The sequence below is a fragment of the Pseudomonas sp. CFII68 genome, from assembly GCF_000416195.1.
GTDB classification, from domain to species: Bacteria; Pseudomonadota; Gammaproteobacteria; order Pseudomonadales; family Pseudomonadaceae; genus Aquipseudomonas; species Aquipseudomonas kilonensis.
The window spans coordinates 26,206-47,564 of record NZ_ATLN01000036.1 but is presented as its reverse complement, the minus strand read 5'-3'; the positions used below and the strand labels follow the sequence as shown (position 1 = coordinate 47,564).

General features: G+C 62.7%; 18 protein-coding genes. 17 read left to right on the top strand and 1 reads right to left on the bottom strand.

Annotation, left to right across the window (positions count from 1 at the left end; translation table 11 throughout):
* From CFII68_RS0125825 to gspM, 17 genes are all read left to right on the top strand, one after another.
* Positions 1-369, top strand: a 369-nt coding sequence (locus CFII68_RS0125825) for an SPOR domain-containing protein (RefSeq protein ID WP_018603500.1), incomplete at its 5' end; no start/stop codon positions are given.
* Between the two features lie 350 nt (positions 370-719).
* Positions 720-5,168 (top strand): glutamate synthase large subunit, encoded by a 4,449-nt coding sequence (gene gltB, locus CFII68_RS20115; protein WP_018603498.1) that lies wholly within the window; start codon positions 720-722, stop codon positions 5,166-5,168.
* A 33-nt stretch (positions 5,169-5,201) separates the two neighbouring features.
* Positions 5,202-6,620 carry an FAD-dependent oxidoreductase gene (locus CFII68_RS20120; protein WP_003196992.1) on the top strand — a complete coding sequence of 473 codons (1,419 nt, stop codon included), beginning with the start codon at positions 5,202-5,204 and terminating at the stop codon, positions 6,618-6,620.
* A 265-nt stretch (positions 6,621-6,885) separates the two neighbouring features.
* The gene (hemE, locus tag CFII68_RS20125) at positions 6,886-7,953 is read left to right on the top strand and encodes a uroporphyrinogen decarboxylase (RefSeq protein WP_018603491.1); all 1,068 of its coding nucleotides are present in this window, start codon (positions 6,886-6,888) and stop codon (positions 7,951-7,953) included.
* Between the two features lie 341 nt (positions 7,954-8,294).
* Entirely contained in the window at positions 8,295-9,761 is a 1,467-nt protein-coding gene (gene gbpA / locus CFII68_RS20130) for an N-acetylglucosamine-binding protein GbpA (RefSeq protein ID WP_033062493.1), read from the top strand.
* Between the two features lie 67 nt (positions 9,762-9,828).
* The gene (locus CFII68_RS20135) at positions 9,829-10,371 is read left to right on the top strand and encodes a cytochrome b (RefSeq protein WP_018603486.1); all 543 of its coding nucleotides are present in this window, start codon (positions 9,829-9,831) and stop codon (positions 10,369-10,371) included.
* Complete coding sequence (locus CFII68_RS20140) at positions 10,368-10,895, top strand: type II secretion system protein N (RefSeq protein ID WP_018603484.1); 528 nt, start codon at positions 10,368-10,370, stop codon at positions 10,893-10,895. Before CFII68_RS20135 ends, CFII68_RS20140 begins: the two co-directional genes overlap by 4 nt.
* Positions 10,896-10,903: 8 nt before the next feature.
* Positions 10,904-12,832: a type II secretion system secretin GspD gene (gspD, locus tag CFII68_RS20145; RefSeq protein WP_033062496.1), complete on the top strand. Its 1,929-nt coding sequence runs from the start codon at positions 10,904-10,906 to the stop codon at positions 12,830-12,832.
* The gene (gspE, locus tag CFII68_RS20150; RefSeq protein ID WP_018603480.1) at positions 12,829-14,292 is read left to right on the top strand and encodes a type II secretion system ATPase GspE; all 1,464 of its coding nucleotides are present in this window, start codon (positions 12,829-12,831) and stop codon (positions 14,290-14,292) included. Before gspD ends, gspE begins: the two co-directional genes overlap by 4 nt.
* A 4-nt stretch (positions 14,293-14,296) precedes the next feature.
* A complete protein-coding gene (gspF, locus tag CFII68_RS20155; RefSeq protein ID WP_018603478.1) occupies positions 14,297-15,505 on the top strand; it encodes a type II secretion system inner membrane protein GspF in 1,209 nt (402 codons plus the stop codon).
* 3 nt (positions 15,506-15,508) lie between these two features.
* Positions 15,509-15,964 carry a type II secretion system major pseudopilin GspG gene (gspG, locus tag CFII68_RS20160; protein WP_018603477.1) on the top strand — a complete coding sequence of 152 codons (456 nt, stop codon included), beginning with the start codon at positions 15,509-15,511 and terminating at the stop codon, positions 15,962-15,964.
* A 2-nt stretch (positions 15,965-15,966) separates the two neighbouring features.
* Positions 15,967-16,434, top strand: coding sequence for a type II secretion system minor pseudopilin GspH (gene gspH / locus CFII68_RS20165; protein ID WP_018603475.1), 468 nt, complete (start codon positions 15,967-15,969; stop codon positions 16,432-16,434).
* Positions 16,427-16,813, top strand: coding sequence for a type II secretion system minor pseudopilin GspI (gene gspI, locus CFII68_RS20170; protein WP_018603473.1), 387 nt, complete (start codon positions 16,427-16,429; stop codon positions 16,811-16,813). The genes gspH and gspI overlap by 8 nt, the downstream gene beginning before the upstream one ends.
* Entirely contained in the window at positions 16,806-17,339 is a 534-nt protein-coding gene (locus CFII68_RS20175) for a type II secretion system protein GspJ (protein ID WP_018603471.1), read from the top strand. The genes gspI and CFII68_RS20175 overlap by 8 nt, the downstream gene beginning before the upstream one ends.
* Entirely contained in the window at positions 17,336-18,181 is an 846-nt protein-coding gene (locus tag CFII68_RS20180) for a type II secretion system protein GspK (protein WP_018603468.1), read from the top strand. The genes CFII68_RS20175 and CFII68_RS20180 overlap by 4 nt, the downstream gene beginning before the upstream one ends.
* Positions 18,181-19,284 carry a type II secretion system protein GspL gene (gene gspL, locus CFII68_RS20185; protein ID WP_018603466.1) on the top strand — a complete coding sequence of 368 codons (1,104 nt, stop codon included), beginning with the start codon at positions 18,181-18,183 and terminating at the stop codon, positions 19,282-19,284. The genes CFII68_RS20180 and gspL overlap by 1 nt, the downstream gene beginning before the upstream one ends.
* On the top strand, positions 19,284-19,739 hold the full coding sequence (gene gspM / locus CFII68_RS20190) for a type II secretion system protein GspM (RefSeq protein WP_018603464.1): 456 nt from the start codon (positions 19,284-19,286) through the stop codon (positions 19,737-19,739). The genes gspL and gspM overlap by 1 nt, the downstream gene beginning before the upstream one ends.
* Before the next feature lie 249 nt (positions 19,740-19,988).
* Here gspM and CFII68_RS20195 read toward each other — a convergent pair whose 3' ends face one another.
* Positions 19,989-21,164, bottom strand: a complete 1,176-nt coding sequence (locus CFII68_RS20195; RefSeq protein WP_258691200.1) for an MFS transporter — start codon at positions 21,162-21,164, stop codon at positions 19,989-19,991.
* Positions 21,165-21,359: the final 195 nt, after the last annotated feature.

The following is a 21,359-nucleotide window of genomic DNA, read 5'->3' as shown; positions in this document are numbered from 1 at the left end:
CCAGCCCCGGTTCCAGCGCCTGCCGCCAAGCCCGCGGCGCCAGCACCTGCCGCCAAGCCTGCTGCTCCGGCCAAGTCCGCGGGCGGTAGCTGGTACGCTGGCCAGGCACCGGGCAACTACGTAGTGCAGATCCTCGGCACCAGCTCCGAAGCCGCGGCACAGAGCTTCGTCAAGGAGCAGGGCGGCGAGTACCGCTATTTCAAGAAAGTCCTCAATGGCAAGCCGCTGTATGTCATCACCTACGGCAGCTTTGCCAACCGTGATGCAGCCGTTTCCGCCATCAAGGCCTTGCCAGCGAAGGTTCAGGCTGGTAAACCTTGGCCTCGCACTGTCGCCAGCGTCCAACAGGAACTGGCAGCAACTCGCTGAAGATTCGGCGGCCTTACCCAGGCCGCCTCTCCCGGCAACCTCAAAATTTCCGCAGGGGCGGGCGACCTTTCAGGCCGCGCGCCTTGTGGTGTCTGCGTCACAGTAGCGTTTGAGTCGTAGCGGTCGAACCCAAAAAAGTTTTGACTAGCACAGCATATAGCTTTAAACCTTTCACAAATGCGACATGGATTTACGACAGTTCGTCGTCAAATTTGTGAGCCTCTGTGTCGGTGTGTACAATGACCTCCCTTTTGCCCCCGCAAAGCTGGCGTACGTTCGGCGCGGTATGCAACTGGTTGAATTGAAAAGAAATTTGCCTCGATTAGAGGCAGCCTGGTGAGAAAGTGTCTATGAAAGCAGGTCTGTACCAACCAGATGAATTCAAGGATAACTGCGGTTTCGGCCTGATAGCTCATATGCAGGGCGAGCCCAGCCACACCCTTTTGCAAACGGCCATTGAGGCCCTGACCTGCATGACCCACCGTGGTGGGATCAACGCCGACGGCAAGACCGGCGACGGTTGTGGCTTGCTGATTCAAAAGCCCGACGAGTTCCTGCGTGCCGTAGCCCAGGAAACGTTTGGCGTGACCCTGCCCAAGCAGTACGCCGTGGGCATGGTGTTCTTCAATCAGGACCCGGTGAAGGCGCAAGCGGCTCGCGAAAACATGAATCGCGAAATCCTGGCTGCCGGCCTGCAACTGGTCGGCTGGCGCAAAGTGCCGATCGACACCAGTGTCCTCGGCCGCCTGGCGCTTGAGCGCCTGCCGCAGATCGAACAGGTGTTCATCGCCGGCGAAGGCTTGAGCGACCAGGACATGTCGATCAAGCTGTTCAGCTCCCGTCGTCGTTCGTCCGTGGCCAATGCCGCCGACACCGATCACTACATCTGCAGCTTTTCCCACAAGACCATTATCTACAAAGGCCTGATGATGCCGGCGGACCTCACCGCCTTCTATCCAGACCTGAGCGACGAGCGCCTGAAAACCGCGATCTGCGTGTTCCACCAGCGCTTCTCCACCAACACCCTGCCGAAATGGCCGCTGGCCCAGCCATTCCGCTTCCTCGCCCACAACGGCGAGATCAACACCATCACCGGCAACCGCAACTGGGCCGTGGCCCGACGCACCAAGTTCGCCAACGACCTGATGCCGGACCTCGAAGAGCTCGGCCCACTGGTCAACCGCGTGGGCTCGGACTCCTCGAGCATGGACAACATGCTGGAACTGATGGTGACCGGTGGCATCGACCTGTTCCGTGGCGTGCGCATGCTCGTGCCGCCGGCGTGGCAGAACGTCGAGACCATGGACCCGGACCTGCGCGCTTTCTACGAATACAACTCCATGCACATGGAGCCGTGGGACGGCCCGGCCGGTATCGTCATGACCGACGGTCGCTACGCTGTGTGCCTGCTGGACCGTAACGGTCTGCGTCCGGCGCGCTGGGTCACCACCACCAACGGGTTCATCACCCTGGCGTCGGAAATCGGCGTCTGGAACTATCAGCCCGAAGACGTCATCGCCAAGGGCCGCGTAGGCCCGGGCCAGATCTTTGCCGTGGACACCGAGACCGGCCAGATCCTCGACACCGACGCCATCGACAACCGCCTCAAGTCCCGTCATCCGTACAAGCAATGGCTGCGCAAGAATGCCCTGCGCATCCAGGCGACCATGGAAGACAACGACCATGGCTCGGCTTTCTATGATGTCGACCAGCTCAAGCAGTACATGAAGATGTACCAGGTGACGTTCGAAGAGCGTGACCAGGTGCTGCGTCCGCTGGGCGAGCAGGGCTACGAAGCGGTCGGCTCCATGGGTGACGACACGCCGATGGCCGTGCTGTCGCAGCGCGTGCGTACGCCGTACGACTATTTCCGCCAGCAGTTCGCCCAGGTGACCAACCCACCGATCGACCCGCTGCGCGAAGCGATCGTGATGTCCCTGGAAATCTGCCTCGGTGCCGAGCGCAACATTTTCCAGGAGTCGCCGGAACACGCCTCGCGGGTGATCCTCAGCTCGCCGGTCATTTCCCCGGCCAAGTGGCGCTCGTTGACCAACCTCGACCGCCCGGGCTTTGCGCGCCAGGTCATCGACCTGAACTACGACGAAAGCGTCGGCCTGGAAGCGGCGATCCGCAACGTTGCCGATCAGGCTGAAGAAGCCGCGCGCGCCGGTCGTACCCAGATCGTGCTCAGCGACCGTCATATCGCGCCGGGCAAGCTGCCGATCCATGCCTCGCTGGCCACCGGTGCGGTGCACCATCGCCTGACCGAAAAAGGCCTGCGCTGCGACTCCAACATCCTGGTAGAGACCGCCACCGCCCGCGATCCGCATCACTTCGCGGTGCTGATCGGTTTCGGTGCCTCGGCGGTGTATCCGTTCCTGGCCTATGAAGTGCTGGGCGACCTGATCCGTACCGGTGAAGTGCTGGGCGACCTCTATGAGGTGTTCAAGAACTACCGCAAGGGCATCACCAAGGGCCTGCTCAAGATCCTGTCGAAGATGGGTATCTCGACCATCGCCTCGTACCGCGGCGCGCAACTGTTCGAGGCCATCGGCCTGTCCGAAGAAGTCTGCGAGCTGAGCTTCCGTGGTGTGCCGAGCCGCATCAAAGGTGCGCGTTTCGTCGACATCGAAGCCGAACAGAAAGCCCTGGCCGCCGAAGCCTGGAGCCCGCGCAAGCCGATCCAGCAGGGCGGTTTGCTGAAGTTCGTCCATGGTGGCGAATACCACGCCTACAACCCGGACGTGGTCAGCACCTTGCAAGCCGCCGTGCAGCAGGGCGACTACAGCAAGTTCAAGGAATACACCTCGTTGGTGGACAACCGTCCGGTGTCGATGATTCGCGACCTGCTCAAGGTCAAGACCCTCGACACGCCGCTGGACATCAGTGAAATAGAGCCGCTGGAATCGGTGCTCAAGCGCTTCGATTCGGCCGGTATTTCCCTGGGCGCCTTGTCCCCGGAAGCCCACGAAGCCCTGGCCGAAGCCATGAACCGCCTCGGTGCGCGTTCCAACTCCGGTGAAGGCGGCGAAGACCCGGCGCGCTACGGCACCATCAAGAGTTCGAAAATCAAGCAGGTGGCGACCGGCCGCTTCGGTGTGACGCCGGAATACCTGGTCAACGCTGAAGTGCTGCAGATCAAGGTTGCCCAGGGCGCCAAGCCCGGCGAAGGCGGCCAGCTGCCCGGCGGCAAGGTCAACGGCCTGATCGCCAAGCTGCGCTACGCGGTACCCGGCGTGACCCTGATCTCGCCGCCGCCGCATCACGACATCTACTCGATCGAAGACTTGTCGCAACTGATCTTCGACCTCAAGCAGGTGAACCCGAAGGCGCTGGTCTCGGTGAAACTGGTGGCGGAAGCCGGCGTTGGCACCATCGCGGCCGGCGTGGCCAAGGCTTATGCCGACCTGATCACCATCTCCGGCTACGACGGCGGCACCGGCGCATCGCCGCTGACTTCGATCAAGTACGCTGGCGCACCGTGGGAACTGGGCCTGGCCGAAACTCACCAGACCCTGCGCGGCAACGATTTGCGCGGCAAGGTCCGGGTGCAGACCGACGGTGGCCTGAAAACCGGCCTGGACGTGATCAAGGCCGCCATCCTCGGCGCCGAGAGCTTCGGCTTCGGCACCGCGCCGATGATCGCCCTGGGCTGCAAATACCTGCGCATCTGCCATCTGAACAACTGCGCCACTGGCGTGGCGACCCAGAACGACAAGCTGCGCAAGGACCACTACATTGGTACCGTCGACATGGTGGTGAATTTCTTCACCTACGTGGCCGAAGAGACCCGTGAGTGGCTGGCGAAGCTGGGCGTGCGCTCGCTTGAAGAGCTGATCGGCCGTACCGATCTGCTGGAAGTGATCGAAGGCCAGACCGCCAAGCAGCATCACCTGGACCTGACCCCATTGCTGGGCAGCGATTACATTCCGGCAGACAAGCCACAGTTCTGCCAGGTTGATCGCAACCCGCCATTCGACAAGGGTGAGCTGGCCGAGAAGATGGTCGACATGGCCGCTGCGGCGATCAACGACCTGAGCGGTGCCGAGTTCGACCTGGATATCTGCAACTGCGACCGTTCCATCGGCGCACGGATCTCCGGCGAAATCGCGCGCAAGCACGGCAACCAGGGCATGGCCAAGGCGCCGGTGACCTTCCGCTTCAAGGGCACCGCAGGCCAGAGCTTCGGCGTCTGGAACGCCGGTGGCCTGAACATGTACCTGGAAGGCGATGCCAACGACTACGTGGGCAAGGGCATGACCGGCGGCAAGCTGGTCATCGTTCCGCCCAAGGGCAGCGTCTACAAGACTCAGGACAGTGCCATCATCGGCAACACCTGCCTCTACGGCGCCACGGGCGGCAAGCTGTTCGCCGCCGGCACCGCAGGCGAGCGTTTTGCCGTGCGTAACTCCGGGGCCCACACTGTGGTGGAAGGCACCGGCGATCACTGCTGCGAGTACATGACCGGTGGTTTTGTCTGCGTGCTGGGCAAGACCGGTTATAACTTCGGCTCAGGCATGACCGGCGGTTTCGCCTACGTGCTCGACCAGGACAACACCTTCGTTGACCGGGTCAACCACGAACTGGTGGAAATCCAGCGGATCAGCGGCGAGGCGATGGAAGCCTATCGCAGCCACCTGCAAAACGTGCTGAACGAGTACGTCACGGAAACCGACAGCGAGTGGGGTCGTGAACTCGCCGAGAACCTCGATGACTACTTGCGCCGTTTCTGGCTGGTCAAGCCCAAGGCTGCCAACCTGAAGTCGTTGCTTTCCAGCACTCGTGCCAACCCGCAGTGATATGCGCCTGAAGAGTTTGATGAGGTTTTAACAATGGCTGAACGTCTGAATAACGACTTCCAGTTCATCGATGTCGGGCGCAAGGATCCGAAGAAGAAACTGTTGCGTCAACGCAAGAAAGAGTTCGTGGAAATCTACGAGCCTTTCAAACCCCAGCAGTCGGCCGACCAGGCCCACCGCTGCCTGGGTTGTGGTAACCCGTATTGCGAATGGAAGTGCCCGGTGCACAACTTCATTCCCAACTGGTTGAAACTGGTGGCCGAGGGCAACATCCTCCAGGCCGCCGAGCTGTCCCACCAGACCAACACCCTGCCGGAAGTCTGTGGCCGGGTGTGCCCGCAGGATCGCCTGTGCGAAGGTGCGTGCACCCTCAACGACGGTTTTGGCGCGGTGACCATTGGTTCGGTGGAGAAGTACATCACCGACACCGCGTTCGCCATGGGCTGGCGTCCGGACATGTCCAAGGTCAAGCCGACCGGCAAGCGCGTGGCGATCATCGGTGCCGGCCCGGCGGGCCTGGGCTGTGCCGATGTGCTGGTGCGTGGTGGCGTGACCCCGGTGGTGTTCGACAAGAACCCGGAAATCGGCGGTCTGCTGACCTTCGGCATCCCCGAGTTCAAGCTGGAAAAGACCGTGCTGAGCAATCGTCGCGAAGTCTTCACCGGCATGGGCATCGAGTTCCGCCTGAACACCGAGGTGGGCAAGGACGTGACCATGGAGCAACTGCTCGAAGAATACGATGCGGTATTCATGGGCATGGGCACCTACACCTACATGAAGGGCGGCTTTGCCGGTGAGGATCTGCCAGGCGTCTACGACGCACTCGACTTCCTGATCGCCAACGTCAACCGCAACCTGGGCTTTGAAAAGTCGCCGGAAGATTTCGTCGACATGAAAGGCAAGAAGGTCGTGGTGCTCGGCGGTGGCGACACGGCGATGGACTGCAACCGTACGTCGATTCGCCAGGGCGCCAAGTCGGTGACCTGTGCCTACCGTCGTGACGAAGCCAACATGCCCGGCTCGCGCAAAGAGGTGAAGAACGCCAAGGAAGAAGGCGTGAAGTTCCTCTATAACCGCCAGCCGATCGCCATTGTCGGTGAAGACAAGGTCGAAGGCGTGAAAGTGGTCGAGACCCGTCTCGGCGAACCGGACGCCCGTGGCCGCCGCAGCCCCGAGCCGATTCCCGGTTCCGAAGAGATCATCCCGGCCGACGCCGTGGTCATCGCCTTCGGTTTCCGTCCAAGCCCGGCGCCGTGGTTCGAGCAGTTCAGCATCCAGACCGACAGCCAGGGCCGCGTCGTGGCGCCGGAGCAGGGTCAGTACAAGCACCAGACCAGCAACCCGAAGATCTTCGCCGGTGGCGACATGGTCCGCGGTTCCGACCTGGTGGTGACGGCGATCTTCGAAGGCCGCAATGCGGCGGAAGGGATCCTGGATTACCTGCAAGTCTGACCGAACGACACCAAACCCTGTGTGTGAGCTTTGTGGGAGCAAAGCTTGCTCGCGATCCAGGCGCCTCGGTACTCAAGAGACCGCGGTGTTTTCATCGCGGGCAAGCCTTGCTCCCACAAAAAAAGCTCCCACAGGTGTTTTGTGGGGTTGCGCAAGTTGTGCTGCCCCGCGACAAATTGCCCCGATAGATAAAAGGCACGGCTCTTGCCGTGCCTTTTGCGTCGCGCTCTGAGAAAATGCCCGCACTTTTTTTCCGGATGCCGACATGACTGCCCTGAAGAACGACCGTTTCCTTCGCGCCCTGCTCAAGCAACCCGTAGACGTCACCCCGGTGTGGATGATGCGCCAGGCCGGTCGCTACCTGCCGGAATACCGCGCCAGCCGCGCCAAGGCCGGTGACTTCATGAGCCTGTGCATGAACCCCCAGTTCGCTTGCGAAGTGACGATGCAGCCGCTGGATCGGTATCCGCAGCTGGACGCGGCCATCCTGTTCTCCGACATCCTGACCATTCCCGATGCCATGGGCCAAGGCCTGTACTTCGAGACCGGCGAAGGTCCGCGCTTCAAGAAAGTCATCAGCACCCTGGCCGACATCGAGGCCCTGCCGATTCCCGATCCACAGAAAGACCTGGGCTACGTCATGGACGCGGTCAGCACCATCCGCCGCGAGCTCAATGGTCGTGTGCCGCTGATCGGTTTCTCTGGCAGCCCATGGACCCTGGCCACCTACATGGTCGAAGGCGGCTCGTCGAAGGACTTCCGCAAGACCAAGGCAATGCTCTACGACAACCCGCAAGCCATGCACCTGTTGCTGGACAAGCTGGCCCAGTCGGTCACGTCCTACCTCAACGGCCAGATCCTGGCCGGTGCGCAAGCGGTACAGATCTTCGACACCTGGGGCGGCAACCTGTCGGCGGCGGCGTACCAGGAATTCTCCCTGGCCTACATGCGCAAGATCGTCAGCGGCCTGATCCGCGAGCACGAGGGTCGCAAAGTCCCGGTGATCCTGTTCACCAAGAACGGCGGCCTGTGGCTGGAAAGCATCGCCGATGTCGGCGCCGACGCCCTGGGCCTGGATTGGACCTGCGACATTGGCAACGCTCGTGAGCGCGTCGGTCACAAGGTCGCCCTGCAAGGCAACATGGACCCGACCGTGCTCTACGCCAAGCCTGAAGCCATTCGTGCTGAAGTCGGGCGCATCCTGGCCAGCTACGGCAGTGGCAGCGGCCATGTGTTCAACCTCGGCCATGGCATCACCCCGGAAGTCGACCCCGAACACGCTGGCGCCTTCCTACGGGCGGTGCATGAATTGTCGGCGCAATATCACGTCTGATTGCGGTCCCTGTCACCCAGCCTGTCCGGACCTGCGCCGGACAGGCTTTTTTATGCGCGCTTGTTTAACGATCCGACCTAAAGCAGCCAATGGCTTCTTTTGGGTGTGTTTGTTTGTCTTTGGTTGAGAGTTATTTCTGTTCGTAAGATGTTTCTCTAGTTATGTAGGGGAAATCGATTCAGAGATCATTCCTTCTATGTTGAGAGATTTTTCCTACATAGGGAGTGTTCGACTTTCTATAAGGTTCCGGTCACTTGCAAGGGTGTGCGCTGAGCGGTCTGGCGCACCTTTCAAGAGGACGGTGATCCGTCTTTCATTTTGATGACTAGTCTGGAACTTATATGAAGAATAACTTCAACAAGAGCAATCTATTAACGGGGTGTGCGTCCTCATTAGTTCTGTTGTCGGCCATGGCGGCATCCCAAAGTGTACTGGCCCATGGTTACCTCGACGTGCCACCTTCGCGTGCATTGCTGTGCCAGAAAGGCGAAAACAAAAATTGCGGGCAAGCGCAATACGAGCCACAAAGTACCGGTGAAACCTTTAAAGGTTTCCCCAATGGAGTGGGCGGTGCCCCGCTGCAAGGTCCCATTGACGGTAAAATCGCCAGCGGCGGCCACGCCATGTTTTCCGCCCTCGATGCCCAGTCGGCCACGCGCTGGCACCTGACTGAAATCAATGACCGCAATATTGCCTTTAAATGGCACTACACCGCGGCGCACCCAGCGACCAAGCACGAATACTTCATCACTCGCGACGGTTGGAATCCCAACGAAGCGCTCAAACGAGCCTCGTTCGACAGCACGCCGTTCTGTACGGTGGATGGCGGTAATCAACTCCCGGTAGCAGGTGCCCCGCATAACTGCGTCATTCCCGACAGCAAGACGGGTCATCACGTCATCCTGGCGGTCTGGACGGTTGGTGACACCGCCAATGCGTTCTATGATCCGGCGGATGTGAACATTCTCGCCGAAGCCGCATTGCCGGGCGGCTGGCAGCCGGTGGGCAGCATTGCGCCATCGACCTCATTGCTGGTGGGTGACAAGGTCAAGGCCCGGGCGTTCTCCGCGACCGGCGAAAGTGCCGAATACAGCGTAGAAATCAGCATCGACAACGCCGAGGAAGGCAAGCCTGAGAACTGGTCGTTCAAACTGGCCGAAGCCATCAACAACGCTCACCCCCTGATTCGTGCCGGTATTCGTGACGAAGACGGCAACATCACGCCGATCAAGGGCGCCAACAGCCTGTACGCCCAGGACGAAAGTGGCGTTAAGCGCTATGAAGTGCAACTGGACATGAAGGAAGACGCTGGCGCCAGCATGGAAATTTCTTCCCTGCAGCCAGAGTACGTACTCGACAAAGGTCGGGTCAGCATGGCCTTCACCGCGCAGACGAACCGCAGGATGAACCTTGAAGCCACGCTGTTCGATGAGAAGAACAAGCAGGTCGGTGTCGTTAGTCAGACCGTGGGTGAAGGCAGCACCGGCCTGAACCTGGACGTGCGCAGCGCGCCTGGCGCTCACACCCTGACACTGGTGGGGACCACCGAAGACGGGCGCACCAATCGCCAGGACACCCAGGCGGTCACCTTGACCGGCGAGGGCGCAGGCATCGAGTACGACTTCGTGTTCCCTGAAGGCCTCAGCGACTACACCGCCGGCACGAAAGTGCTGCAGCCCAAGACTGACGAAGTCTTCGAGTGCAAGCCGTTCCCGGCGTCCGGCTACTGCAAGCAGTACAGCCCGACGTCGAACGGTTTCGAGCCGGGAGTCGGTGCGTCCTGGCAGAGCGCCTGGGACAAGCTGTAAGTCCTGACAGGCATGGCCCCAGGCGATCCGCACGGGTTGCCTGGGGCCTTCATACGAGCGCGCAGTGATGTCTATCAATTACTCCAGGCGACGGGTGCTGCTGCACTGGGTGTCGGCGGCCATTATCTTATGGGCGTTGGTGTCCGGTTTTTATGTGGCGTTCAACCCGGTGTCAGCTTCGACCGAACAGTGGATCGGCTCACTCAATGTGTCGCTGACCACGCTGTTCATTCCATTTTTCGTGTGGCGGGCCTGCCTGTTTTTCGGCGCGCTGGAAGCCCGTGGAACCGCGTCTTCATTTACACAGTGGCTAGCCCTGGCGGTACACACGCTGATCTACCTGGTCATTGGCATCGTGCTGGTGACTGGTGTGCTGATGATGAAAAGCGCCATCAGTGTCTTCGGCATTGTTCACATCCCCCAGCCACTGGGCGATCCGGCACTGATCGAACTGGCCAACACCGTCCACACCCTGTCTTGCGTGGTGCTTGCGATGCTGGTCGCGCTGCATCTGTGCGCTGTGCTCTGGCATGAGTTTTCCGGACGCCGGGTGGTGCGGCGAATGTCCTTCGCCAAGCCCGCGGGCACGATCCAGAGCGCACAACGGTGAGCCTGTCTTTTCGGGTCGGCAGCCGTCTGCCGAAGCTGCTGCTGGTGCTCCTGCCGCTGCTGTACGGGATCTTCCTGGCCGGGCAAGAGTGGCGCTTTCGCCAGGTATTGGGCCGTGATGTACCGGTGCTGACCAACCCGCCGGTGGCTCCTGTCCGCGACCTGCCCAACGTCCAGGCCGTGGCCACGGTGCTTGGCCTGGCGCCTGAAGGTGCCCACGCCCCGAGCGCCGAACCGATTACGTTGCAAGCCAGTTTTGTCACCGACCAAGGCTTGTCCCGGGCATTGCTCGCGGACGCTGCCGGCCCGCGCATTTATCAGGTGGGTGAGCGCTTGCCCGGTGGCAGCGTGCTGCGCCGGGTCGAGGCCAGCCATGTGACGTTGTGGCGCAACGGACGTGAAGAACGGTTGGCCCTGCAACACGCGGTCAAGCCCTTGCTACGCCGGTTGGAGCTCGAAGACGGGCGCCATGCCGCGCTGCATTCCTCGCAATACCTACGCCCGGTGGCCGGGCAATCAGAGTGATCGAATTCATGAACAGCTTTATCCGGGGCCGTGTTTCGCGGGTCCTGCTCTGCCTCGCCACGTCGTGCCTACTGACGCCCGCCGGTTTGCTACAGGCCGAAGAGACCCAGTGGCAACTGGCGATGAACAACGCGGAACTGCGCGATGTGGTCGAGGAGTTCTCCGCGATCCTGGGCAAGACCGTGGTGCTCGATCCCCGGGTGTCGGGGCGCATCACCGTCATGTCCCGTGAGGCGCTGGACCGCGAAGGCGTGCGGCGGTTGTTCTATTCGGTACTCGATGCGCATAACTTCACCGTGATCGACGAAGGCGAGCGGATCCTGATCACCCCGGTCAGCGAGGCCAAGACGCGCGCCGGAATCACTGATGCGAAAAGCGCCACGCCGTCGCAGTTCGTCACCCGGGTCATCGACCTGCAATCGAGCATTGCCGCCGACGTCGCCGGGCTGGTTCGGCCCTTGGTGTCGGCCAATGGTTACGTCGGCCCTTCGGTATCGTCCAACGCGCTGGTGGTCACCGATACGGCTGCCAATGCCCAGCGCATTGCCGACGTGGTTCGGCAGTTGGACTCAGGGCGCAACCGCAATCATGTGGTGGTGCGGTTGCGGCATGCCCAGGCCGGCGATATCGCACCGCTGATGGAAGCCGCCGGTGGCAAGCGCGAGGGCGATATGGCGGGCCTGGTGATCGCCGATGCCCGCAGCAATCGTCTGGTGATCATCGGCGCACCGGCGGTGCGTCAGCGCTTGGTCGACCTGGCTCGGACCCTCGATGTCCCTGCCGTCGTCTCCCAGGACAACGCCCGGGTCATCCGTCTGCGCCATAGCGATGCCAAGCAATTGGCCGAGGTGCTGGAAGGCGTCGGGCAGGATAAAAAAACCACGCCGACCCTGGCCGGCCAGCGGGACATTGCCGCCACCCGCCCGTTCATGATCAAGGCCGATGAAAGCCAGAATGCCCTGGTGCTGATCGCCGATCCGGCCCAGGTCCGCATCATCGAAAACATCGTCCGTGAACTGGATCAACCTCGGGCCCAGGTGCTTATCCACGCGGCCATCGTGGAGGTTTCCGGGGACATTACCGAAGCCTTGGGCGTGCAGTGGGGCCTCGACAGAGGCAGCGCGACCGGATTCATCAACTTCCCGGGAACCGACATCCCGATCATCGGCAACCTGAACCTCAGCGAACTGGATAAAGGACCGGAAGGCGCGATCCTGCGGCTGGGCGGCGACCGCTTCAGTGCGCTGATCTCGGCGCTGGCGAGCAATACCCACAGCAACCTGCTGTCCACACCCAGCCTGCTGACCCTGGATAATCAGGAAGCGGAAATCATCGTGGGCCAGAACGTCCCGTTCAAGACCGGCTCCTACGCCACCAGCGGTAACGGTGCGGACAATCCGTTCACCACCGTCGAACGCAAGGACGTCGGCATCAGCCTCAAGGTCAAGCCGTACATCAACGAAGGCTCGACCTTGCGCCTTGAGGTCGAGCAGGAAGTCTCGGACATCGCGCCGTCGGTCTCCGGTGTGGACTCCTCGGACCTGATCACCAACAAGCGGGCCTTGAAGAGCACGATCCTGGCGGACGATGGCGAGATCATCGTGATCGGCGGCTTGATCCGCGACAGTGTTCGCACCCAGCAAAGCGGTGTGCCGTTGCTGCGCAGTATTCCGTACCTGGGCGCGCTGTTTCGCTGGAACCGCGACACCCAGACCAAAAGCAACCTGATGGTATTCCTGCGCCCGACCATCGTGCGCAGCAACGAAGACCTCGCCGAGGTGAGCCGCCAGCGCTATGACGCGCTCCGGGACCTGAGCAAGCCGGGCTCGCGGAAAAACAATTCGCTGTTGCTGCCGCGGGACGCTCGCCAGTTGTTCGAATCCTCCCCGCAAGCGCCGTCGGCCGACCCGCGCCCACAGCGCTCCGGTGACCTGTGAGCGAGCCGTTGCCCTTTGGTTTCGCCAGGCGCCTGGGCGTGTTGCTGGAAGGCGAGGGGCCGACCTTGAGCTTGGTCATGCGCCGCGATACGCCCTTGACCGCCGTGGCCGAAGTGCAACGTCTGTGCGGTCGAGATTTGCCTATCCTGGTGCTGGAGCCGGCGCCGTTCGCCGCGCGCCTGGCCAGCGTCTATCGCCAGGGCCAGAGCGCCGCCGAACAGGTCGCCCAAGGTCTGGACGAGGAACTGGACCTGCTCAGCCTGGCCGACCAGATGCCGCAGACCACCGACCTGCTGGAGCAGCAGGGCGATGCGCCGATCATCCGGTTGATCAATGCCTTGCTCAGCGAGGCCGTCCGCGAACACGCGTCGGACGTGCACCTGGAAACGTTCGAACAGTACCTGTCGGTGCGCATGCGCATCGACGGTCAGTTGCAGGAAATGCTCCGTCCGCGTCGGGAACTGGCGAGTCTGCTGGTGTCGCGAATCAAGGTCATGGCGCGCCTGGACATCGCCGAGAAACGCGTGCCCCAGGACGGTCGAATGGCCTTGCGCCTGGCCGGGCACGAAGTCGATGTGCGGGTCTCGACGCTGCCTTCGGCCCATGGCGAGCGCGTGGTGCTGCGCCTGCTCGACAAGCAGGCCGGGCGCCTGGAGCTGCAGCGCCTGGGCCTGCCCGACGACACCCTGGCGAGTTTGCGTCAGTTGCTCGGCAAGCCCCACGGCATCGTGTTGGTCACCGGACCCACGGGGTCGGGGAAAACCACCAGCCTGTACGCGGCGCTGAGCAGCATCAACGACCAGAGCCGCAACATCCTCACCGTCGAAGACCCGATCGAATATCACCTGCCGGGCATCGGCCAGATGCCGGTCAACCCGAAAGTCGACATGACCTTCGCCCGTGGTTTGCGGGCCATTTTGCGCCAGGACCCGGACGTGGTGATGGTCGGCGAAATACGCGACCGCGAAACCGCCGAAATCGCCGTCCAGGCGTCGCTGACCGGGCACCTGGTGCTCTCGACCCTGCACACCAACACCGCCGTCGGCGCGGTCACGCGGCTGGTGGACATGGGCGTGGATGCCTATCTGCTGGCGTCGTCCCTGGCCGGCATCGTCGCCCAGCGCTTGTTGCGCAGCTTGTGCCCGTCCTGCAAGACGCCTTATGTGGCCGACGCCGCTACGAGTCGGCGTCTGGGCCTCGACGCCGATGCCGCGCCCCGATTGTTCAAGGCCCAGGGCTGCGAGCACTGCCAGAAGGGTTATCGCGGGCGCTTCGGTATTTATGAACTGGTGAATGTCAGCGCCGCCCTGTCGCAACTGATTCATCAGGGCGCCACCGAGCAGGCGCTGGCCGTCGAGGCGCGCAAGACCTCCCGCAGCCTGTTTCAGGACGGTCGCCAGCGGGTGCTGGAAGGCCTGACCAGCGTCGACGAACTGCTGCGCATCACCCAGGAGGATTAGCACCGTGCCGACCTTCGACTATCGGGCCGAAGACGCCCAGGGCCGCCGCTGCAAGGGCCGTGTGGAAGCCGACAGCCCGCGCCATGCTCGCCAGTTGCTGCGCGAGCGCGGCTTGCTGCCCAGCGAACTGGCTGAAGCCAAGGAACCGCGAACCCTGGGCGGGCGACATGCCGGGGCGCGTTTGAGCCCGGCAGATCTGGCGTTGCTGACATTGCAGCTGTCCACCTTGATCCAGGCCGGCCTGCCCCTCGAAGAGTCCCTGGGAGCGGTGGCGCAACAGAGCCAGAAGCGCCGCGTCGCCCACCTGCTGGCGGCGGTGCGCAGCCGGGTGATGGAAGGCCATGCGTTGGCGACGGCACTGAGGGCCTTTCCCCAGGCGTTCCCCGAGCTGTTCTGCGCCACGGTCGCGGCGGGCGAGCAATCCGGGCACCTGGGGCAAGTCTTGGAGCAACTGGCGAGCTACACCCAGGCGCGCCAGGCGTCACGCCAGCGCATTCAACTGGCGTTGGTGTACCCGCTGATCCTGATGCTGGCCTGTGTCGCGATTGTTGGTTTCCTGCTGGGTTACGTGGTGCCGGATGTGGTGAAGATTTTCATCGACAGCGGCCAGCCGTTGCCCTGGCTGACCCAGGCGCTGATCGCCGTGAGCGATGGCTTGCGCCGCTATGGCCTGCTGCTGCTCGGTGCGCTGGCCGGGCTGCTCGGGTTGTGGCGTTGGAGCCTGCGCCAACCGGCGTGGCGCCTGCGCTGGCACCGTGTGTTGCTGCGGCTGCCGGTGTTGAGCGAAGTGCTGCGGGCGATGGAGGCGGCCCGATTCGCCAGCACCCTGGCGATCCTGAGCAAAAGCGCCGTGCCTCTAGTGGATGCCTTGCACATCGCCGCGCAGGTGATCGGCAACCTGACGATTCGCGCCCGCATGGCCGACGTCGCTCGTTCGGTCCGCGAAGGCGGGACCCTGACCCGTGGCCTGGAGCAGGGCGGTGATATCCCGCCGCTGATGTTGCACATGATCGCCAGCGGCGAACGGGCCGGCGAGCTCGACAACATGCTCGCTCGGGCCGCCGAACAACAGGAGGCCAGCCTTGCGGCGCGTATCGCGCTGGTGGTGAGCCTTTTTGAACCGGCCATGTTGGTGTTGATGGGCGGCGTCGTGCTGCTGATCGTCATGGCCATCCTCCTACCGATCCTGAGCCTCAACCAATTGGTGAATTGACCGATGAAATTTCAAAGCAAGCGACCTGCACGCCCTCAACGCGGCTTCACCCTGATCGAAATCATGGTGGTGGTGGTCATCATTGGCGTGCTGGGCGCCATCGTGGTGCCGCAGTTCATGAGCCGACCCGACCAGGCCAAGGTCACGGCCGCCCGCACCGACATCCAGGCGATCACCACGGCCCTGGAAATGTACCGCCTCGACAACCTCCAGTACCCCTCGACCCAACAAGGTCTGGAGGCCTTGAGCAAACGCCCGTCCGGCACGCCCGCGGCCAGGAACTGGAACCCCCAGGGCTATCTGAAAAGCCTGCCGATCGACCCTTGGGGCACGCCCTACCAGTACCTCAATCCGGGGCACAAATCCGTCGATGGCAGCTATGACCTGTACTCGCTGGGCGCCGATGGCGTGTCGGGCGGCGAAGGCATGGCGGCTGACATCGGCAATTGGGTCGAGTGAATATGGGGCGTCATTGTCGGGGCTTCACCTTGCTGGAACTGATGGTCGTCATCGTGCTGATCGGGGTACTGGCGGGCATGGTCAGCTTCGCCACGGGATCGAGCCCGGCACGTGAGGCCCGGCAACAAGCCCAAGACTTCGTCCGTGTGGTCCAGCAGTTGCGCGAGCGGGCGGTACTGGACGGGCAGGAATACGGTGTGCGCGTGCAGCCTCTTAGTTACCAGGCGTTGCGCCTTGAAGCCCAGGGCTGGACGGCGGTGTCGGCGTTGCATCGATTGCCTGAGGGGCTGACGCTCGGGTTGGAGCAGGACGGTCATGTCCTCAGGCTCGATGATGTTCAAGGTCCACCGCAGTTGTTGATGCTCAGCAGTGACGAGATCAGCCCCTTCAGGCTGCTCATCAAAGTCGCCGGGCAGACGATTTCCCGGGTGTCGAGCGATGGATTGGCGGAGCCGCTGATCGATGACTGACCCTCGCAGGCCGGCTGCCGGTTGCCGCGGCTTCACGCTGTTGGAAGTCGTGATCGCCCTGGCGATTTTCGCGACGCTGGCGGCTGCCGTGCTCTCGGCCAGTCAGTTCGTGCTCAAGCAAAGCGCTGGCCTGGAGGACCGTCTGTTCGGCGCCTGGCTGGCGGACAATCAGTTGAGCGAACTGCGCCTGCAAGCCGATACGCCACCGGGGCAACAGCGGCTGAGCCGGCACCTGGATCGTCGCGACTGGGTCTTGCAACAACGTATCGCCCCAGCCGCTGATGCGCGCCTGCTGCTGGTCGAGATTCAGGTCAGCCGTGTCGACAGCGCGACGGTCGTGCACCGCACCACCGGATGGATCCGCAGCCGTGATGAATAAGCAGTCGGGCTTCACCTTGTTGGAACTGGTCATCGCCATCGGCATTTTTGCCCTGCTCGGCCTGGCCAGTTGGCGGCTGTTCGACGGCGTTGTGCGCACCCAGCAGGGGACCGGTCAGCATGAGCGCGACATCCGGGCCTTGCAGCGTGCCGTCGGCGTGATCGAGCGGGATGTGTGGCAGGCGGTTGCCGGCTCGGTCGTGCTCGCGCCGGGGCGTTTGCAACTGCAGCGCAGCCATTGGCGCAATCCACTGGACCAGCCACGCAGCGAACGGCAGACGGTGAGCTATCGGCTCGAGGGTGCCGCGTTGTGGCGCGACGGTGTCGGCGAAGGCACGTCCCTTGTGCAGCAGCAGAAGCTGCTCGACGACGTACACGGCCTGAGCTGGCGTGTGTTCGACCCACAACGGGGCTGGCACAGCGAAACCGCGGGCGACATTGCGCCGCTGGCGTTGGAGTTGATCGTGTCGGCGGGGCGTTTCGAACAGGTCCGTCGGGTGTTGCTGTTGCCGGGGGCGTTGCCATGAGCCGACAACGCGGTGTGGCGCTGATCAGCGTGCTGCTGGTGCTGAGCCTGGCCTTGCTGCTGGTCGGTGGCCTGTTGCGCAGTCATCGCCTGTTGTTGCACAGCAGTGCGCAGCAGCTGCAGCAGGTCCAGTTACGGCAATTGGGATTGGCAGGGGAAGACTGGGCGCGGGTGGTGTTGGAAAACAGTGGGATAACGCCGTCCGGGCCCGTTGACCTGAGCCAGGATTGGGCTCGGCTTGAGTCTGTCTTCGAAATGGAAGACGCCAAGCTTCACATCGATATCGAGGATTTGTCCGGGCGCCTGAATCTCAACGCGCTGCTGGCCCTGGGGCAAATCGATCAGGTCACCCTCGGCCGCTGGACTCGCTTGCTGGCCTTGCTGGATTTACCGCCGCTGTCGTTGCCCCAGGTCGGGCCGGTGCAGGAGCTGAGTCAACTGCGCCTGCTGCCGGGCATCGACGGCCAGACACTGCGGCGCCTGGAGCCTTGGGTGGTGTTGCTGCCCAAAGACGCGCGGCTGAATATCAATACCGCACCGTGGCAATTACTGATGACCCTGGACGGCATGGAGGACGGGCCGGCCAACGCGTTGGTCAACCAGCGTCGCCACGCGCCCTACGCCAGCGTGCAGGCGTTTACCAACGACCCGGTGTTGTCCGGGCTGGGCCTCAACAGCCACGGTCTGGGGGTGGGCAGTCGCTGGTTCCGGATCACCGTGAGTGTGACCCACGCCGGCAGCCGTCTGCGCCTGGCCTCGGATGTTGAGCGCGATTCCGTTAGCGGGCGCTGGACTGTTCGTCAGCGTCGTTTCCTACCCTTGAGCACCAGCGAGCTTCCCTGATGAAAACCTGGCTTTACCTGACGGCCGAAGGCCTGGGCGCGCCTTGCGCCAACTGGCCATGCTGCGTGTGGTCGCCCACCGGCGAGCGTCGTCGCCTGCCTCTGCATGAGGCGGCCGGCGAGTTGAACGGACGGCTCGTCGATGTGCTGTTGCCGATGGAAATGTGCAGCTGGTTGCGCAGCGATCCGTGGCCCTCTCGACGCCAGCCCCGGCCTCAGGCCCTGGCATTCGCCGTCGAAGAGCAACTGAGTGAAAACCTGGAGGCGCTGCACATCAGCATCGGCCCGCGCGACCGTCAGCACCGCTATCCGCTGATGGTGACGGAGCGGACCCGGTTCCGGGCGCTGCTGGCGTTGCTGACGGCACAAGGCATTGAGGTGCGTGCGGTGCATGTCGATGCCGATCTGCTTGCCGATGAGCGGGCGTTTGGCGTGCGCTGGTTCGGGCGTTGGCTCTTGGGCGCAGGACTGTCGGCGCGGCTGTCGTTGTCGGCCCGAGGCTTGGCGACGCTCAAGCCTGGCCTGCCTGAAGACATCCACTGGCTGGACGAGGAACGTGATCGCCAGGGCATCGATGAGTGGTTGTTGAGCGCTGGCGGACAGCCCATCGACCTGTTGCAGGGCGAGTTTCGTCGGCGCCGCCAACCGCTGCCATGGCGCGGCGCTTCGGCGGCTGTGCTGGGCGCGTTGGTGCTCACCTGGGCCTTCAGTGAAGCCCGCCTACGTTTTCTTGAAAGCGAAACCCGGCTTCTCTATGCCCAAAGCGAACAGCGCTTCAGGTCGTTGTATCCCGGGCAGGAGCGGATCGTCGACCTGGCGGCGCAGTTCCAGGCATTGCAGAGTCGTCGCGGACAGAGTCAGGACACCCAGGTCGCGCGTCTGGCGCGTCTGACCGAGCAGGTCATTGGCGCCAGCAGCGTCGAGGTGCAGCGCATTGATTTTCGTGAAGGCGAGGGTTGGAAGATCCAACTGACGGCCAACAGCTTCGTCGAACTTGAACAACTGCGTGAACGCGGGCAGCAGAACGGATTGCCCGTCACCCTGGGCAGCGCGAGCAAACAGAACAATCGCGTGCAGGCCATTCTCACGCTGGAGAACCGTTGATGAACGTCAAGGGATGGCTGGCTTTGAAACAGGCCTGGGAGAGAACATCGCGCCGTGAGCAAGGACTGTTGCTGGGACTTGCCGGGCTGGTGCTGGTGGCGCTGGCCTATACCGCGATCTGGCAACCGACCCGGCAACGGCTGGAGGTTGCCGAACGACAGCATCGCCAACAGGCCGAACTGATGGCCCGGATCCAGCGCGCCGAGCCCACCCGGGATGCGACTGCTGCCACGCGGCCCTTGTCGGTGCGCGTCAACGAGGATGCGACAGCGGCGGGCTTGGACATAGCGGAAATGGAGGTCGACGGCGATTCGTTGCGACTCGCCGTCAGTGGCGAGGCCAATTCGTTGCTTCGTTGGCTGGATCAACAAGAGCGGGAGGGGGCGGTGCTGCAATCGCTGACTCTGGAAGCTGAGAATGGTGTGCTGGGTGCGCGGGTGGTGTTGCGTCAATGACCGACTGCAACAATCTTGACCAGGAGTATGGGCTCTTGCTCCCGCTCGGCTGCGCCCTGTAGGAGCTGCCGAAGGCTGCGATCTTTTGATTTTGACCCTTTCGCTCCAGACTCAATTGTCTGGGACAAGATCGCAGCCTCGTTGCACTCGACAGCTCCTACACCGCTCCTACACCACCCAGCGGGAGCAAGCTCCCTCGCCACAAAGTGTCCACACTGTCCCTGGTTTGGGTCGTGAAGTCGTGAGGGCTTAAACCTGCACATTCCCCGGCAGCAACGGCAATTTCGCGAGCTTCACCGCCACCCACAATGCGACCACCAGCAAGCCACCGATGAACAAGCCGACACCATTCCACCCGCCCAGGTGCCAGGCCACGCCGCCGGCCGTACCCGCAACGCTGGATCCGGCGTAATAGCTGAACAGATAAAGTGACGAAGCCTGGCCCTTGGCCTTGAGGGCGCGGCGGCCGATCCAGCTGCTGGCGACCGAGTGGGCGCCGAAGAAACCGAAGGTGAACACCAGCATGCCCAGCACGACCAGCCACAGCGGCGTGGCCATGGTCAACGCGAGGCCGGCCAGCATCAGCGCAATGGTTGCCCAGAGCATTTTGCGCCGGCCGAGTCTGTCCGCCAGTGCACCGATTTTTGCCGAGCTGTAGATGCCCGACAGGTACACCACCGACAGCAACCCGACAAAGGCCTGGTCCAAGTGATAAGGCTCGGCCAGCAGGCGGTAGCCGATGTAGTTGAACAGCGTCACGAACGCGCCCATCAACACGAAGGCTTCGAGAAACAGCAGCGGCAACCCGGCGTCGCGAAAGTGCATGGTAAAGCCGTCCAGCAAACTGCGCGGGTGCAGCGAACGGGGACGGAAGTTGCGTGACTCGGGGAGGATTCTCCAGAACACCGCCGCCGCGATCAGCGCCAGACCGCCAATCACCAGCATCGCGGTGTGCCAGCTGACAAAATCGATCAAGACCCCGGTGATCAGGCGTCCGCACATGCCGCCGATAGCGTTGCCGGCGATGTACAGCCCCATCGCCAGGCCGATGTGTTTGGGATGAATTTCCTCGCTCAAATACGTCATCGCGACCGCTGCCAACCCGCTCAACGACAGCCCCACCAAGGCGCGCAGCAGCAATACACCCTGCCAGGTCGGCATCATGGCGCTGGCAATCGTGCACACCGAGGCGGCGAACAGCGCCGCGACCATCACCGGCTTGCGGCCGATGCGGTCGGAAATCGGGCCGGTGATCAACAGGCCGATGGCGAGCAGGCCGGTCGCCACCGACAGGATCAGGCTGCTCTGCGCCGCGTTGATGGAAAATTCCTTGGACAACAGCGGCATCATCGGTTGCACGCAATACAGCAGGGCAAAGGTCGCAAAGCCACCACTGAACAGCGCCAGCACCGTGCGCATGAACATCGGCGTGCCTTTCTCGATGTAGATGTCCTTGAGTTCGGCGACGACATCATCCTGCACACGCGGTGGGATTTCATGGGCCAGTGGAGCGACAGCAGTTTTCACGGTGGACCTCGCAAGGGCACGATCAGGCAGGCAATGAAAAAAGCATATAGCCGGCTAATGTTTCTATCCAATATATTGTTCGACCTGTTTAAG